At 55.5% G+C, this 15,613-nt stretch carries 10 protein-coding genes and 2 pseudogenes; 10 read left to right on the forward strand and 2 right to left on the reverse strand.

Features of this window, described 5'->3' with window-relative positions; all coding sequences use genetic code 11:
- Positions 1-16: 16 nt before the first annotated feature.
- From ACHHV8_RS02305 to ACHHV8_RS02340, 8 genes and pseudogenes are all read left to right on the forward strand, one after another.
- Positions 17-672, forward strand: a pseudogene (locus ACHHV8_RS02305) (urea amidolyase associated protein UAAP2).
- A 33-nt stretch (positions 673-705) separates the two neighbouring features.
- Positions 706-4,373 (forward strand): annotated as a pseudogene (uca, locus tag ACHHV8_RS02310) (urea carboxylase).
- Entirely contained in the window at positions 4,370-5,218 is an 849-nt protein-coding gene (locus ACHHV8_RS02315) for an amidase family protein (protein ID WP_395156387.1), read from the forward strand. Before uca ends, ACHHV8_RS02315 begins: the two are co-directional and overlap by 4 nt.
- The gene (locus ACHHV8_RS02320) at positions 5,109-6,431 is read left to right on the forward strand and encodes an allophanate hydrolase-related protein (protein ID WP_395163403.1); all 1,323 of its coding nucleotides are present in this window, start codon (positions 5,109-5,111) and stop codon (positions 6,429-6,431) included. Before ACHHV8_RS02315 ends, ACHHV8_RS02320 begins: the two co-directional genes overlap by 110 nt.
- 22 nt (positions 6,432-6,453) lie before the next feature.
- Positions 6,454-7,257: an ABC transporter permease gene (locus tag ACHHV8_RS02325; RefSeq protein WP_395156389.1), complete on the forward strand. Its 804-nt coding sequence runs from the start codon at positions 6,454-6,456 to the stop codon at positions 7,255-7,257.
- Positions 7,258-7,298: 41 nt separating this feature from the next.
- On the forward strand, positions 7,299-8,141 hold the full coding sequence (locus ACHHV8_RS02330; protein ID WP_395156391.1) for an ABC transporter ATP-binding protein: 843 nt from the start codon (positions 7,299-7,301) through the stop codon (positions 8,139-8,141).
- Between the two features lie 746 nt (positions 8,142-8,887).
- Positions 8,888-10,153 (forward strand): AAA family ATPase, encoded by a 1,266-nt coding sequence (locus ACHHV8_RS02335; protein ID WP_395156393.1) that lies wholly within the window; start codon positions 8,888-8,890, stop codon positions 10,151-10,153.
- Between the two features lie 2 nt (positions 10,154-10,155).
- Positions 10,156-10,644: a hypothetical protein gene (locus ACHHV8_RS02340; protein WP_395156395.1), complete on the forward strand. Its 489-nt coding sequence runs from the start codon at positions 10,156-10,158 to the stop codon at positions 10,642-10,644.
- A 438-nt stretch (positions 10,645-11,082) separates the two neighbouring features.
- Here the strand turns inward: ACHHV8_RS02340 and ACHHV8_RS02345 are convergent, their stop codons facing one another.
- Positions 11,083-12,519 carry a hypothetical protein gene (locus ACHHV8_RS02345; protein ID WP_395156397.1) on the reverse strand — a complete coding sequence of 479 codons (1,437 nt, stop codon included), beginning with the start codon at positions 12,517-12,519 and terminating at the stop codon, positions 11,083-11,085.
- 341 nt (positions 12,520-12,860) lie between these two features.
- Here ACHHV8_RS02345 and ACHHV8_RS02350 point away from each other — a divergent pair, with 341 nt between their 5' ends.
- On the forward strand, positions 12,861-13,328 hold the full coding sequence (locus tag ACHHV8_RS02350) for a GNAT family N-acetyltransferase (protein ID WP_395156399.1): 468 nt from the start codon (positions 12,861-12,863) through the stop codon (positions 13,326-13,328).
- Positions 13,329-13,539: 211 nt separating this feature from the next.
- Here the strand turns inward: ACHHV8_RS02350 and ACHHV8_RS02355 are convergent, their stop codons facing one another.
- Positions 13,540-13,815 carry a hypothetical protein gene (locus ACHHV8_RS02355; protein WP_395156401.1) on the reverse strand — a complete coding sequence of 92 codons (276 nt, stop codon included), beginning with the start codon at positions 13,813-13,815 and terminating at the stop codon, positions 13,540-13,542.
- A gap of 245 nt (positions 13,816-14,060) precedes the next feature.
- Here ACHHV8_RS02355 and zwf point away from each other — a divergent pair, with 245 nt between their 5' ends.
- Positions 14,061-15,581, forward strand: a complete 1,521-nt coding sequence (gene zwf / locus ACHHV8_RS02360) for a glucose-6-phosphate dehydrogenase (protein WP_395156403.1) — start codon at positions 14,061-14,063, stop codon at positions 15,579-15,581.
- Positions 15,582-15,613 lie beyond the last annotated feature (32 nt).

Here is a 15,613-nt window from a genome sequence, read left to right on the forward strand (position 1 = left end):
ATAGGAGGACGACGAGATGGCCGTATTTCATAGGGTGGAAAGCCCCCGGACGACCGGGGATGCGATAGTGGACGAAACCGTTCTGGCCGGAAACGGATGGATGCGGGTGCTGGAGCCGGGACAGGTGCTGCGGATTGTGGACCTGGAGGGCAACCAGGCGGCGGATACGCTGTTTTACGATACCGATAACCCGGACGATCACTACAGCGCAGTTGCGACGATCGCCGGTCAAGGCAACATTTATTTGACGGCAGGCTCGGTTGGTGCCGGACCGAATCGGGGAAAGAGCTGTTAACGATCGTGGCCGATACGTGCGGCCGTCATGATACGGTGGGCGGCTCGTGCTCCGCGCAGAGCAACACGGTCCGTTATGCTCACGAGAAGCTGCCGATGCACAACTGCCGGGATACATTCATGCTGCAGCTGGCGCAGTTCGGCGAGGGAAGCTATTCGAAGCGGGATTTGGCCCCGAACGTTAACTTTTTTATGAATGTGCCGGTGACGCCGGAGGGCGGCTTGACTTTCGCGGACGGCGTCTCGGCTCCGGGCTGCTATGTGGAAATGCAGGCAAAGCGGCGGACGACGGTGCTGATAAGCAACTGCCCGCAGCTCAACAATCCTTGCAACGCCTACAACCCGACGCCGATCCGGCTGCTTGTTTGGGAGAAGTAACGCATAACGATACCATTGTGAGGTGAAGCCATCATGTTTACTAAAATATTAATCGCCAACCGCGGAGCCATCGCCGTCCGAATTGAGCGTACGCTGCGCAGACTCGGCATCGCCTCGGTGGCCGTCTATACTCAAGCTGATCAAGACAGCCTGCATGTCGATCAAGCGGACGAAGCCGTGCTGATCGGGGAAGGGCCGGCTAAAGACAGCTACCTGAACGCGGAGCTCATCCTGCAAACGGCTGTGGAAACCGGCGCGCAAGCCATTCACCCCGGATACGGATTTTTAAGCGAAAATGCGGAATTTGCCCGGGCATGCCGTGAGCGCGGCATTGCCTTCATCGGGCCGGCACCGGAGCAGATGGAGCAGTTCGGCCTCAAGCATTCTGCAAGGGAAATCGCCGAGAAAGCGGGCGTGCCGATGCTGCCGGGAACGCCGCTCATCTCTCAGCTGGAGGAGGCTTTGCTTCAAGCGGCCGAGATCGGCTATCCGGTTATTCTCAAAAGCACGGCCGGAGGGGGGGGCATCGGCATGCGGGTATGCGCGGACGAGGAAGCGCTGCGCGCCGCCTATGACGGAGTTCGCCATCTGGCCGAGACGAATTTCAAGAACGGCGGTATTTTTCTCGAAAAATATATTGCCAGGGCGCGGCATGTCGAGGTACAGATTTTTGGCAACCGGTTCGGCGAAGTGGTCACCTTGGGCGAGCGTGATTGCTCCATTCAACGGCGCAATCAGAAGGTAATTGAAGAAACGCCTGCGCCGCTGCTGCCGGAGGCGGTACGGGCTGACATGCTGGCTGCGGCGAGACGTCTTGCCGCAGAGGTCGGATACCGCAGCGCGGGTACGGTAGAGTTTCTGTACGACCCGCAAGCGTACCGGTTTTACTTCCTGGAGGTCAACACACGGCTGCAGGTAGAGCACGGCGTCACCGAGGAGGTGCTCGGCGTCGACCTGGTGGAATGGATGGTCCGCGAAGCAGCCGACGAGCTGCGCAGCCTCGACGCGATGGTGCCGCAGCCCCAAGGCCACAGCATTCAGGCGCGCATTTATGCGGAAGATTGCCTGCAGCAGTTCCGTCCTAGCGCCGGACAGGTGAGCCAGGCGGTATTCTCCGAGCAGGCCAGAGTGGAGACGTGGCTGCGGGACGGCATCACCGTCACGTCGCTGTACGATCCTATGCTGGCGAAAATTATCGTTCATGCGGATACGCGCAGCGAAGCGATCGCCAAGCTGATTCGCGCTCTCGAGGAGACGCGGTTGTACGGCGTAACGACCAACCTGCAGTATTTGCAGGCGCTGCTGAAAGAGCGGGAGGTGCTGGACGGTCATGTCTACACACAGCTGTTGAACGGTTTCGAGCCGGCGGAGCACGCGATCGAGGTGCTCGATGGCGGCGTGCAGACGACGGTCCAGGACTATCCGGGCAGAACAGGCCATTGGGATGTCGGCGTGCCGCCCTGCGGCCCGATGGATCCGCTGTCCTTCCGTATCGGCAACAAGCTGCTCGGCAACAAGGATGATGCGCCGGGTCTGGAATTGACCCTTCGCGGAGGCTCGTACCGGTTCCGTGAAGGCATGTGGTTCTGCATCACCGGCGCGGATATGCAGGCGGATTTGGACGGCGCTGCGGTACCGATGTATAAGCCCGTTTATGCTGACAAGAATCAAATATTAAGCTTCGGCGAGGCGAAAGAAGGCATGCGCAGCTACCTGTCGGTGGCTGGGGGATTCGATATGCCGAAAATTCTCGGCAGCGCATCGACTTTTACGCTTGGCGGCTTCGGCGGTCATGGCGGACGCGCACTGCGGGCCGGTGATGTGCTCGGTGTGAATCGGAGCGCGTTTTCGAATGAAACGCAGAATCAGGAGCCGGAGCTGGCTGCGGAATACCGCCCGGCGTTGTCCCGCACGTGAACCATCGGAGTCATTCCGGGTCCGCACTGCACGGAGGAATTTTTGCAGCCGGATTACTTGCCGCAGCTGACTGAAACGAGCTGGGAGGTTCACTTTAACAGCTCCCGCACCGGGGTAAGACTGGTCGGTCCATGCACCGCATTGGACGCGGGAGGACGGCGGAGAAGCCGGACTGCATCCGTCGAATATTCACGATAATGCCTATGCCATCGGAACCTTGGATTTGACCGGCGACATGCCGATCCTCCTCGGACCGGACGGCCCGAGTCTTGGCGGCTTCGTTTGTCCGGTAACGACGGCTACGGCGGAGTTCTGGAAAATCGGCCAGCTGCATCCGGGCGATACGGTTCGTTTCCGGCTGATCACGCTTGAGGAAGCGGAAGCGCTGAGGGCGGCGCAAGAACAACAGCTGGGTGCGATAGGAAGCTTGCACGAAAGGGAGCTGAGCGAGCTGAAGCCAGCCGTGCTGCGGGCAGCGGCAAGCCGGGAGATTACATCCGCCTATCCGCTGCTGGCGAGCGAAGAGAGCGGCCGCAAATTCCCGATCTCCATCCGCTGCTGCGGCGATCAGAACCTGCTTGTGGAATATGGTGCGATGGAGCTGGATTTGACGCTTCGGTTTCAAATCCACGCCTTAATGCAGGCAATTGGGGAAAGCGGCACGATTCCCGTTCTGGACTTGACCCCGGGAATCCGTTCGCTGCAGGTGCACATCGATCCGCTTCAAATTACGGTGCGCGAGGCTTGCGCTCGCATAATGGAAATCGACAGCCAGCTGCCGCCGCTGGAGTCGATCCGGGTTCCGTCCCGCATCGTCCGGCTGCCGCTGTCCTGGGACGATCCGGCGACGCAGCTGGCAATCGACCGATACCAGCAGACGGTACGGCCGGATGCGCCGTGGTGCCCGAGCAACATTGAATTTATCCGCCGCATTAACGGGCTGGACCGCGTGGAAGACGTGCAGAGCATTGTGTTCAATGCGAGCTATCTTGTACTGGGCTTGGGAGATGTGTACCTGGGCGCGCCGGTGGCAACGCCGATCGACCCGCGCCATCGCCTGGTCACGACAAAATATAACCCGGCGCGCACCTGGACGCCGGAGAACGCTGTCGGGATCGGCGGAGCCTACATGTGCGTATACGGCATGGAAGGTCCGGGGCGGCTATCAATTCGTCGGACGCACGATCCAGATGTGGAACCGGCTGCGCTCTACGGAAAGCTTCAAGCCGGGGAAACCGTGGCTGCTCCGCTTTTTCGATCAGATTCAATTTTATCCGGTGTCGGCGGATGAGCTGCTTCAGCTGCGCGAGGACTTCCTGCGCGGCCGATACGAAGCGGATATTACGGAAACGACCTTCGATCTGGGCGAGTATTTGAAGTTTCTAAGCTCGATTGAGGAGAGCGCGGATGCGTTCCGTACGAAGCAGCAGGCGGCGTTTCAGGCGGAGCGGGAAAGCTGGAAGGCGCTGGGGCTCGCCGAATACGTGTCCGAGAGCGACTCGGCTAAGGCTTCGCAGGACGATGAGCTGCCGGAGGGAGCCGTTGCGGTCCGCTCGACCATGCCGGGCAGCGTATGGAAGGTGCTGGTCGCGCCGGGACAGCGGGTGAAGAAGGGCGATCCGCTCATCATCGTCGAGAGTATGAAAATGGAGTTTTCACAAACGTCGCCCTGCGACGGGTATGTGTCCACGGTGTACGTGAAGCCGGGGGATGAGGTGCACACCGGCCAGCTGATCGTTGCCAATACAATGGAGCAAAGGGAAGAGGAGGTCATCGGCGCATGAGAACATTACAGATTCCGCACACGCTGCCCATAGCGCAGCTCAAAGAAGGCTACCGCTCGGGGCAATTCACGCCGCAGCAGATTGCCCGGGAAATTGTCCGCAGGGCGGAGCAGGATGGCGGCATGAACATCTGGATCACGCCGCCGTCTATGGATGCCATGCAGCCCTACCTGGACCGGCTTGCATCCATGAACCCTGACGAGGCCCCCCTCTGGGGCGTCCCCTTTGCCGTAAAAGACAACATCGATGTGGCGGGTATGATGACCACGGCAGGCTGCGCCGAATATGCCTATATGCCGGACGATCATGCCGCCGTTGTCGATAGGCTGATCCGTGCGGGAGCCATTCCCGCAGGCAAAACGAACCTCGACCAGTTCGCCACAGGCCTGGTCGGTACGCGCAGCCCTTACGGCGAGACGCATAACGCGCTTCGCCCCGAGCTGATCAGCGGCGGCTCCAGCTCCGGCTCCGCCGTGGCGGCGGCCCGCGGGCAGGCTGCCTTCGCCCTCGGCACGGACACGGCCGGCTCCGGCCGCGTGCCTGCGGCGCTGAACGGGCTCGTCGGCTATAAGCCGAGCCTGGGCGCCTGGCCGACGAGCGGCGTCGTGCCCGCCTGCAAGAGCCTGGACTGTGTGACGGTGTTCGCCCACAGTCTGGAGGACGCGCTTGCCGTAGACGCGGCGTTGCGCGGTGCGGCGGCTGCGGATCCATCGTCGCCGCAGCCTGCCGAAGCCGGTGCCCGGGCGCCCTGCCCGGCTGTGCCTGCCGAAGGAGCCGCCGGGCTTTTACGGCCCTTACGCGGACGCCTACCGCAGCGCCTGGGAGCGGGCGGTCGAGCGGCTTGAGCGGCTCGGCCTGCCGGTGGAGTATATCGATACCGCTGTCTTCTCGCAGGCGGCGGCGATCCTGTACGAAGGGCCGTGGGTTGCCGAGCGCTGGGCCGATCTGGGCGGCTTCATCGAAGCGAACCCGGGAACGGCCTTCCCGGTGACGGAGCAGATTCTGCGCTCCGGCGCTGCAGCGCAATATGACGCGGCCTCCGTGTTCCAGGCGATGCATCAGCTGCAGGCCTATAAGCACGAAGCGCGCAGGCTGTTGGAGGACGCGGTGCTGGTCATGCCTACGGCAGGCGGAACGTGGACGCGCGAGCAGGTAAGGCAGGAACCGGTCGCGGCCAACCGCGATATGGGGCGCTACACGAACCACTGCAACCTGCTCGATCTGTGCGCCGTTGCGATTCCAGCCGGAGAAGCGGCGGAGCAAACGCCGTTCGGCATCACGATGTTCGCGCTGGCCGAGAACGAGGGCCTGATCTGCGGGGCGGCGCAAGCGTTCGGCGGCATCGCCGGGGAAGACCGGGCGGCCCGGGAATCGGCCGCTTCGTCTCTGTCTTCTGTGTGCAGCGCCGAAGGCGGGACGGCAGCGGCTTATGAGTCACCCGCAGCTGTGTCTGCCGGTCAGGAGACCTCGCCGTTCGCGGTTTGCGCCACGTCTGTAGCTCCTCCTGCCGACCAGGGGTCTTCGCCGTCCGCAGCATGCGCCTTATCCGCAGCAGCTTCTGCCAGTCAGGAATTATCATCCGAAGCGCACAGGGGCGAACCGGCAGCGCTAGGGCAGCCTGACACTTCGGTCACTGCTGCGTCTCAAGCGGATGAACCCGCCAAGCCGGAGACGACCTTGGTCGCCGTCTGCGGGCTGCACATGCGCGGCTTCCCGCTTGAGAAGCAGATCCTTGGCTGCGGAGCCGTTTTTGTGAAGGAGACGGAGTCCGCTCCGAAATATAAGCTGGTGAAGCTTGCGACGGTCCCGGCAAAGCCGGGAATGATCAAGCTGACGAGCGGCGGCGCGGCCGTACAGCTGGAGCTTTGGGAGATGCCGCTTGCCTCGTTCGGCGCTTTTGCCGCATCGATTCCTTCGCCGCTCGGTATCGGCAAAGTGGAGCTGGCGGACGGCACCGAGGTTCCGGGGTTCGTCTGCGAGGCTTACGCCGCAGCGCAATCCGAGGACATTACGTCTTACGGCGGCTGGCGCCAAGCGGTATCTGTATCCAATGTATAACTTAACAAGGGGGGAGACGGCGATGAAAAAACGGCGGGTGCGCTTATTTCAAATTCGCGGAGAGCTGGACCAGACCTGGTATACCGCAGGAGTTGCCGGAATCTTTCTTCTGCTCCTTCTCGGATGGAGCCTGATGAGCTATGGGCAATGGGTGGAGCGGACGTTCCTACCTACGCCGGATCAGGTGCTTGTTCAATTGATGAAGCAGCTCGGCAGCTCGGATTTCTGGAATCATATCGGCATTAGCGTATATCGTGTGGGGATGGGCTTCCTGTTGGCCTGCATCCTCGGCATCCCGCTGGGTATCCTGGCGGGAACGTTCCGGTTTGCGGAGTCGATCGTCGTGCCGCCGACGGAATTTATCCGCTACATGCCGGCGACAGCTTTTGTGCCTCTTATTATGGTGTGGGCCGGTATCGGCGAAGGGGCGAAAATTTTAGTGATTTTCGTCGGGTGCTTTTTCCAGCTGGTGCTGATGGTGGCGGACAATGCCAGAGCCGTATCCAACGATCTGCTGCAGGTATCCTATACGATGGGCGCGAAGCGCTGGCAGGTGATCGAGCGGGTGCTTATTCCCGCGCTGCTGCCGGATTTGATGAACACGCTAAGGCTCATTATCGGGTGGGCGTGGACGTACCTGGTTGTAGCCGAGCTGGTGGCGGCCAACAGCGGTCTTGGTTTTGCAATTATGAAGGCGCAGCGTTTTTTGAATACGGATCTTATCTTCGTCGGCATTATTGTCATTGGTCTGCTCGGGTTAATCACGGACCGGGTGTTTGCCTATTGCCACAAAAGGTTCTTCCCCTGGCTGGAAGGAAGGGCTTAGCTTGCGAGTAATCGGATAATGAAGAAAAAGGAGTGGAGCCTGTGAAGCCGGTACAACCATTAGAAGTTTTAAGGAGGCCCGATAGGAGAGAGCTTGAGCCGGAAGTGATCTCCGCTGAACCGGTTAAAATTGAGGCCAAGGGGATTTCCAAAATATATTCCAGCAAAAAAAGCGATTTTGTCGCGCTTGATTCCGTCTCCTTCGATATTCGAAATCATGAATTTGTCAGCTTCGTCGGCCCTTCCGGCTGCGGAAAATCGTCGCTGCTTCGTATTCTTGCAGGTCTGGAGGACGCCAGCTCCGGCGAGCTGCGCATTGCGGGGCATGAAATCGACGGACCGGGTGCCGACAGAGGCATGGTGTTTCAATCCTACACGCTGTTCCCTTGGCTGACCGTACGGGAGAATATCGAGTTCGGGCTGACGCTGAAGGGGATACCGTTGTTCGAAAAAAGGCGGATCTCCGATCACTTCATGGAGCTCGTCCAGCTGACGAAATTCGCCAAATCGTACCCGAAGGAGCTCTCCGGGGGGATGAAGCAGCGCGTTGCCATCGCCCGCGCTCTGGCGAACAATCCTGAGGTGCTGCTGATGGATGAGCCGTTCGGCGCGCTCGATCCGCAGACGAAGGGCTCCATGCAGGAAATGCTGCTGCAGCTATGGGAGAAGGAAAAGACGACCATCGTATTTATTACGCACGATATCGAGGAAGCGATCTTTCTGTCGCAGCGTGTGCATGTGATGCAGGCCCATCCCGGTAGAATCAAGCATACAGTGCAGATTCCCTCCTCCCTTCGCAAAGGCGTCGACGGCAGAGATTACGAAGCTTTCCTGCGGATGAAGCGGCAGATCGTCGCGCAGATAGGAGAGACCTCCGCTCATTGAACAGAATAGGAGACATGTCAGGAAAAACGCCATTCCCGGTTCACGGAGGTTATTCATGAACAGGGAACGGCGTTTTTTGGCTGTGCGGGACTTGCTTTGCAGGGGAGGGGGACCGGCGTGCAGGTGCGAGTGCAGGTCCGCAAACAGATGCAGCATGCAAGCGCATAGGCGGATGCGTGAGCAGACGGCACATGTGGAGTCGGTCATGTTGATGGTAAGAAATGAGATGTGGCAGGTTCTGCTTATGTTTTATTACGTATAGGATACAATTGAATTAGATCATGAAGAAGAGGGGGACATTCGAGTCAATTTAGTGACTTGTGGGATAGTCCTCTTGTTTTTTTAGATGTCTGAATAAAGCGGAAGTTGAAAGTCTATTGTTTGTCAACTTGTTGCGTCTTTAGAAAATGTTTTACAGACTATATGATTTAAAGTATTATATAAGCCGAAATCCAAGAAAAATACAAAGAGGTATTCGTAACGAAAAACTATGAAAGGTTTAGCACATTAAAGCCCAATCAATATTGGAGTTGCCTCTGTACTACATTGTATGTGAGGGTCATGGTCTATCAGAAGTTCACCGCTTAAACGAAAAAAGAAATAATTGGAAGCCAATTAACTTCCTAAATGGTTACGCGACCTTAGCTGAAAATGAGATGAAGTCTCTCTGGTATGGCAATGAGTGCAATCTGCTATAATGAGTAGTATTAGGATTGAACTTCGATTAGATGGTAAGGAGGGTGAAAATGCTAAAAAACTTTTCTTTCCAAAGTTTTAAAAGTTTTGATCGATCCACATTAGAAATAGAAAAATTAACTGCCATAATCGGTACTAACGCAGGTGGTAAGACCAATGGAATTGAGGGCATAAAGATTCTTTCTGAAATCTCATCAGGGAGAGAATTGGCGGTTATACTTGACGGATCGAAGAATGTGGATAGTGAAATCAGAGGTGGAAGTATAGGGTGCCCAAGAATTGGAACGGATACTTTTACATTAGGTTGTTTGGTAGATATTGATGGAGATTACGATCTTGAATATTCAATCACGGTAAAAGTCAGCAGTCGAGTTTTTATACTTGAAGAGCACCTATTTAAACGTTCACCTAACGCAAAGCCAACTATTGTTTTCCAAACCAAAGATACATCTGATGAATTTAGTGATATTAATGTCGAGTACAATAATGGGCGAAAGGGAAGGAACCCTGAGGTTACATGTATTCGTTCTGTTTCTGTACTGTCTCAACTCTCTTCTAAAATGCCTACGACAACTGAAAACAATAAAAAAAATGTGACTTACATTAATTTGGTTTTGGAGCGACTGGGAAAGATATTATTTTTAGACCCTCTTCCTAGCCGTATGAGAGATTATTCAAGAATGAGCGACCATAAACTAAGACCGACAGCTGATAATATATCTTCTGTACTTTATGAATTATGCCGGAATAAAGAATACAAAAAAAGCCTGTTAAAGGCATTGAAAGAATTACCGGAAAATGAGATTTTGGATATTTCATTTATTGAAACTTCAATTGGCGATGTTATGTTTCGTCTGAAAGAAAGGTATGGAGACCATTCAGAATTTGTTGAAGCCAAGCGGCTGTCTGATGGCACACTCAGATATTTGGCCATCTTATCTTCGCTAATTAGTGAAGAATCGGGCAGCATGATTGTAATAGAAGAGATTGATAATGGGATTCATCCAAGCAGAATTAAAACGTTAATGCAAACGATATCAAGACTTACCAAAGAAAGACATATAGATGTTCTTCTTACAACACATAACCCGACACTGCTTAATGCTCTTACTATAGAAGAATTATTGGGTGTTGTTTTATGTTACAGAGATCCGAATGACGGTTCTAGCAGGTTTTATGCATTACCGGATATTGAGTCTTTGCCCGCGCTATTGTCAAAAGGTAATTTAGGCGACCTAACTGTGAGAGATGAATTAGTTAAGGCGATAAAGAAACCCAGTGCGAGCAATAATGATTTAGGCTGGCTGGAGGTATAGGCATGCATGTAAGTATTATCGACACTTCCATCCTGTGTAATATTATAAACATTCCCCACATGAATCAGAATCATCAAGAAATTATTGCAGAACTGACTTCGTTGCAACAAGATAGACAACAGATATTGATTCTGCCCTTGGCAACCATAATAGAAACGGGTAATCATATTGCGCATATTGCTGACGGCAATCTGAGAAGAGAACGAGCTCTAGTAATGGCTGAATTAATTAAAAGAACGGTTAATGATCAGGCTCCTTGGACCTATTTTGGTCAGGAGCTGGAGAGAGAAGATTTGTTAGAAATATCGAGTGCCGTTGTAGAATACGCAGTTATGGAGATTGGAATCGGTGACTTGTCTATCGTACAAGTGTACAAGAAATATAAGGATACTGTTCCTGCAATAGGATCAATAAGAATTTGGAGTTTAGATAATCATTTGAAATCTTACTACGAGGAGATACCTTCAATCCGAAGGAGAAGAGATCGTTAGATTATTTGAAACATTCCATAGATGCGGAGTACTATGTGTCGCTTGTGAGGAAATAGAATATCGGAGCCGCATTTACCTGTTCTCAGAGCTCAGGCGTACTCAACGCTTGGGCTTGTGCAATGTGAATTGGCGTGTTGGTGTAAATTTAATGGATGGGCCTGAAACGGATTCAAGTTCGTTCGAGCTATGTATCAGCCAGCTTATTAGCTTAGCAGGGTGTTGGGATTACTCGGGTAAACTCGCCAGATGCGGCGGAGTATGGTGAGATGCTGACACATAGCATCGTTGCTAATGAATTGTATAAGCAAGCGCATGTCTTCGGCTCCCGCTATTCCTGGTGGGGGTCGTATTTTATGATTCTCCGAAACTGTTCCCCCATATATATCCAAATCAGGACTCTGGCAGTGTAATAGAATTGACGAAAATAAGTGCGGAGGGCTAGAACTGCCGGTTAACCAGCGTGCCGGCAAGCGGCAGAGGGAGATACGTCCGGAGGCTGCCCCACGGGCGGAAACCATAGCTTGCAAAAGCCTGATAGGCGGCCTTGCGCCTATCCAACAGCTCCTCCGCCGGCAGCGCCAGCAGCCGGTTCAACGCCCCGACCAGCACCCGGGTCGGCCCTTCGTCAGCCCGCAGGCTGCTTCGCCACTGGTCGAAGCGGCTTGCGAGCATCAGATCCAGCGCCGCTTCGTCGACCTCGACCGTCCCGTCGGCGTACTGGCGCAGGCCGATGCCGTCCCAGGGCGAGGAAGTCAGCGGCTGGGGCTTTTCCGCTGGAGGTTCTTCCGACAGCAGGTCCGGCTCCGACAATGGCTCCAGTTCCGGCAACGGCAACGGCTCCGGTTCAGGAAGCGGGCGGAGCGCCGTTTCGAGCCCAAGATGCACCGCCTCTTCGAGTACGCGGTGCACCCGCAATGTATTCAAATACCGGTTCGCCTGCGAGATAGCTGCGCTCAGCTCGTTAAACCTTAAGGCGAGCTGCTGGAGCTCCTGCCTAGCCTCGATTTCATCGGGAACAACGTTCACTGTCACGTCGGTGTCGCTCCCTCGATGGAGAGTCAGCGTAAGCCTCCCCCCATCGAGCGTGACCCGATTGGATTCCGAGCGAACAGTCTTTCCATCATCGATCCGGTACAGGGCGTCCGTCCCCGGCTGCGTGACAGCCAGGATGCCGGCCGAACGGGCCGCAGTTCCGTATACATCCGCAATGGCGAAGGAGCGGCCGCTGCCGGTCTGAGAACAGGCCACTTTCAGTTTGACTGTGTCCGCCTCGGCATCTTCGTGCAGCGCTGCTTCCACGGGAAGACCGGTCTGGCGGATGGCAGCCCGTATTTTTTGCAGCACATGCCGGTTCGTATCGGTCCGGACGACATAAATGGAGAAAGGGGCGGAGCGCCCCTCGCAGCTCAGCTTCATTTGATTCGAGCCGGCGGCTATCGTCGTAACCGCCTGAGCAGGCAGGGCCGTTCCTTCGTTGTACTGGGCGGAGGCCGCCCGTTCGATCCGAATGCGGTACGACCGGATCGCCGCTCCAGGCGCAGCCGACGCGGTCACAACCGCAGCATCGCTGCTGAGCGCGATTCTCCGGTCTACCGCCGACGCTTGCGTATGGGATTGCAGCTTGCGTACCGCCCGCTTGACTTGCACGGCCGTTTGGAGAATGGCCGCGATGGCATACGTGCTCTCCCGGGCGAACCGGTCAAACGGCGAGCTGCCTGTCCAGGGCAGAACATTTGCGCTTCGCGCCTTCTCTTCGGAGGACGGCGTCCCCGGAGGCAGGAAGAGGCCCCCGCGTCGTTTCCAGATTTCTTCATTGGAGTGCCACAGCGCGTTCGACCGGTACGTCCGAGCCACCTGCGCAACATTGAATACCATATTTCTGCCCCTTGCTCCCGGCTGTTGACCTGCGGTTTGCCGTCTCCTTAGCGGGGCTTGGGCATTCACCGAGTCATATGCTGCTCCCATTATACATGACATGCCGTTTCCCGTAAATTGGACATTGACAATGGATTGTTAGGTAGAGTATGATGTTTAATTAACTTATAAAAAGGGGCATTGACCATGGAGTGGGCACAAGTAGCCGTTATTGCAGTAGTTATCATCGTCAGCGTCCTGTTTCTTGCCTTCGTCGGTAAAAAATATTTGAAATAATGGCAGAGCCTCTTCTCCCTTCATACGATGATGAAGTAACTGTTTTATGTGAGGAGGCGACTTGCTTGATCCGCAAACGAATTCCACGCCGGGATGACCAGACCATCTATGAGCTTGTCCAATTGCTTCTCGTTCCCTTTGCTTTGGAGACGCAGCCTGACCTTCGCGTGGATCTGGCCGCAATCCGCAAGCGGTTGAAGCCCTGCCTGACCTATGTTGATACGTGCGGACGCAAAACCCCGGGAGGCTTCGTCTCGCTTCGGATGGAGAAGGATAAAATGTACGTCGACATGCTGGCCGTTCATCCCCGGTGGCAGGGGAAGGGAGTCGGTTCCCGGCTGCTGGAGCAGGCGGAACGGACGGCTGTTCTTGAAGGCTACCGCGAAGTGACCTTGTGGGTGGACGATACGAACGTGCAGGCGCAGCATTTCTATAAGGCAAAAGGATATGAGGCCGTTCATTACGATACCGGCATCCGCTGCTATATGCTGACAAAGCGGCTGCAGGCACAGCGGCCGGGGCTGTACCGCTAACGTGCGTTCAGCCCGATGCCCTGCGTCGGGCTGCTTTATGGCATTGGCCTAACGCTTACGCCGAATACGGGGCCTTAAGGGGAGGAGCCAAGGAATGGTTCCTCCCCTGGTTCGGCTGCCGTCAGGTTAGATTAAGGCGAACAGCAGCGCAATCAAGGCCAGGTTCCAAAACCAAAGGGCCGCCGAATGGGAAGAAAGGCGAGACGCCGGGTCACGGACCAAAGGCTCCGGGGAAGGCCGATACGGCGGCCTTCCCGCCGCTTTTTTTCTTCTGGTTGATTGACAATTTCTTATGCTTCTTCAGCTGGATCGACTTGTTGTAAGTAGGCAGATCCTCAGGGAAGGTTTCTCCGTTAAGGATAAGTTTGTCTTGGTCGTATCGGCTCAGGACGCCGACGAGCTCGCTGCCGTCCCTTAAGATCACCAGAACAGGCTTGCCGTAATGTTCTCTGCATTGTTCCTCGCAAATCGGATGAATCGGTTTCATCTTGACACCTCCAGTATTTTCCTTCATTTCACCATATTCGGGCCAAAGCCCGTGCGATTGGATAAAGGCCTACAGGTTAGCGCCTAATTTATGCATAAAGCCTATAGTATTGGGGAAACTGTTACGAGATTACTAGAGTTAAATATTGAATCCTGCCGCGGTTTTCGATATGCTAAAGGGGTTCGAATATTTCGAATTTTTAGGGCGATATGCCAAAAAATACATAAAGAAAGAATGAGGAGAACATGACCAATACCGTGTTTTTGCTGTTCGGAGCTACGGGGGACTTGGCTCGTCGTAAATTGTACCCGGCTATTTACAGCTTGTATCGCGAGCGCAAGCTCGGAGACCGCTTTGCCGTAATCGGTCTGGCCCGCCGCAGCCGGACCAACGAGCAGTTCCGCGAGGATGTGCATGAATCCATCAAGGAATTTGCCCGTTATAATGTAACGAAAGACGAGAAGTGGGAATCGTTTGCGGAGCATTTTGAATACATGTCGCTCGACATTAATAATGTAGAGGGCTTTAGAGCGCTGGGCGATCTGACGTCGAAGCTGGATCAGAAATTCGATATCGGCGGCAACCGGCTGTTCTATCTGGCCTTGGCGCCGGAGCTGTTCGGCAGCGTATCGCATAACCTGCAGGCTGGAGGCTTGCTGGAAACGTCCGGCTGGACGCGGCTGGTGATCGAGAAGCCGTTCGGCTACGACCTGCCTTCCGCAGAGAAGCTGAACGCCGAAATCCGCCAGGTGTTTGAGGAGAAGGATATTTACCGCATCGACCACTATCTCGGCAAAGAGATGGTGCAGAACATCAATGTGGTGCGCTTTGCCAATGCGTTCTTCGAGCCGCTCTGGAATAACAAGTATATTGCTAACATCCAGATTACGCTCAGCGAAACGGTCGGCGTTGAGGAACGCGGCGGTTATTACGACCATTCCGGCGCGCTGCGGGATATGGGCCAGAATCATATGCTGCAAATGCTGGCAATGATGGCGATGGAGCCGCCGAGCCGCCAAACTCCCGAGGATATCCGCGACGAGAAGGTCAAGGTATTCAGGGCGCTGCGGGGCTTTCAAACGGCATCCGAGGTGCGCGCCAATACGGTTCGCGGCCAGTATGCTTCCGGTAATGTAAAAGGGAAGCAGGTTCCCGGTTACCGCGGGGAAGAATCGGTGAATCCGGAATCGACGACGGAAACGTATTTTGCGGCAAGGGTATTTGTCGATAATTTCCGCTGGGCCGGCGTTCCGTTCTATATCCGTACGGGCAAACGTCTGCCGGTAAAAACGACCGAGGTGGTCGTGGAATTCAAAAATGTGCCGAACAACGTATACTTGTCCAAAAAGCACAAGCTGGAGCCGAATCTGCTCGTGTTCCGCGTGAATCCGATGGAAGGTATTTATTTCAAAATGAATGCGAAGCAGCCGGGCTCCGAGGGGACGATCATTCCGGTAGCGATGGACTTCTGCCAAAGCTGCCAGGTAGGTTTAAATACGCCGGAAGCGTACGAAGGCCTGCTTTATGACGCCGCGCGGGGGGACTCCACTTACTTCACCCGCTGGGACGAGGTGGCTCTGGCTTGGAAGTACGTGGACAAAATCGCCTCCGCTTGGGGCGAGCGTACGGACAATCTCCATCTGTATCCTGCGGGAACATGGGGGCCGGATCAGGCGCAGCAGCTGCTGTCCGAGGACGGCTTCAAATGGTGGCCGGTCAACGGTCAGGACGAGGGCGAGGTTGCCTGGGAGTTCACGCAGCGGTAATGGATCGCACCGAATAGCAGGTTACCGTACGC

This window comes from Paenibacillus sp. TAB_01, from assembly GCF_043945595.1.
In the GTDB taxonomy this organism is placed as follows: Bacteria; Bacillota; Bacilli; order Paenibacillales; family NBRC-103111; genus Paenibacillus_S.

Excerpts from the sequence above, each read along its gene's own strand:
- ACHHV8_RS02315 (WP_395156387.1), top strand. The coding sequence starts at position 4,370 with ATGAGAACATTACAGATTCCGCACACGCTGCCCATAGCGCAGCTCAAA.
- zwf (WP_395156403.1), top strand. The coding sequence starts at position 14,061 with ATGACCAATACCGTGTTTTTGCTGTTCGGAGCTACGGGGGACTTGGCT.
- ACHHV8_RS02335 (WP_395156393.1), top strand. The coding sequence starts at position 8,888 with ATGCTAAAAAACTTTTCTTTCCAAAGTTTTAAAAGTTTTGATCGATCC.
- ACHHV8_RS02325 (WP_395156389.1), top strand. The coding sequence starts at position 6,454 with ATGAAAAAACGGCGGGTGCGCTTATTTCAAATTCGCGGAGAGCTGGAC.
- ACHHV8_RS02355 (WP_395156401.1), bottom strand. The coding sequence starts at position 13,815 with ATGAAACCGATTCATCCGATTTGCGAGGAACAATGCAGAGAACATTAC.
- ACHHV8_RS02340 (WP_395156395.1), top strand. The coding sequence starts at position 10,156 with ATGCATGTAAGTATTATCGACACTTCCATCCTGTGTAATATTATAAAC.
- ACHHV8_RS02345 (WP_395156397.1), bottom strand. The coding sequence starts at position 12,519 with ATGGTATTCAATGTTGCGCAGGTGGCTCGGACGTACCGGTCGAACGCG.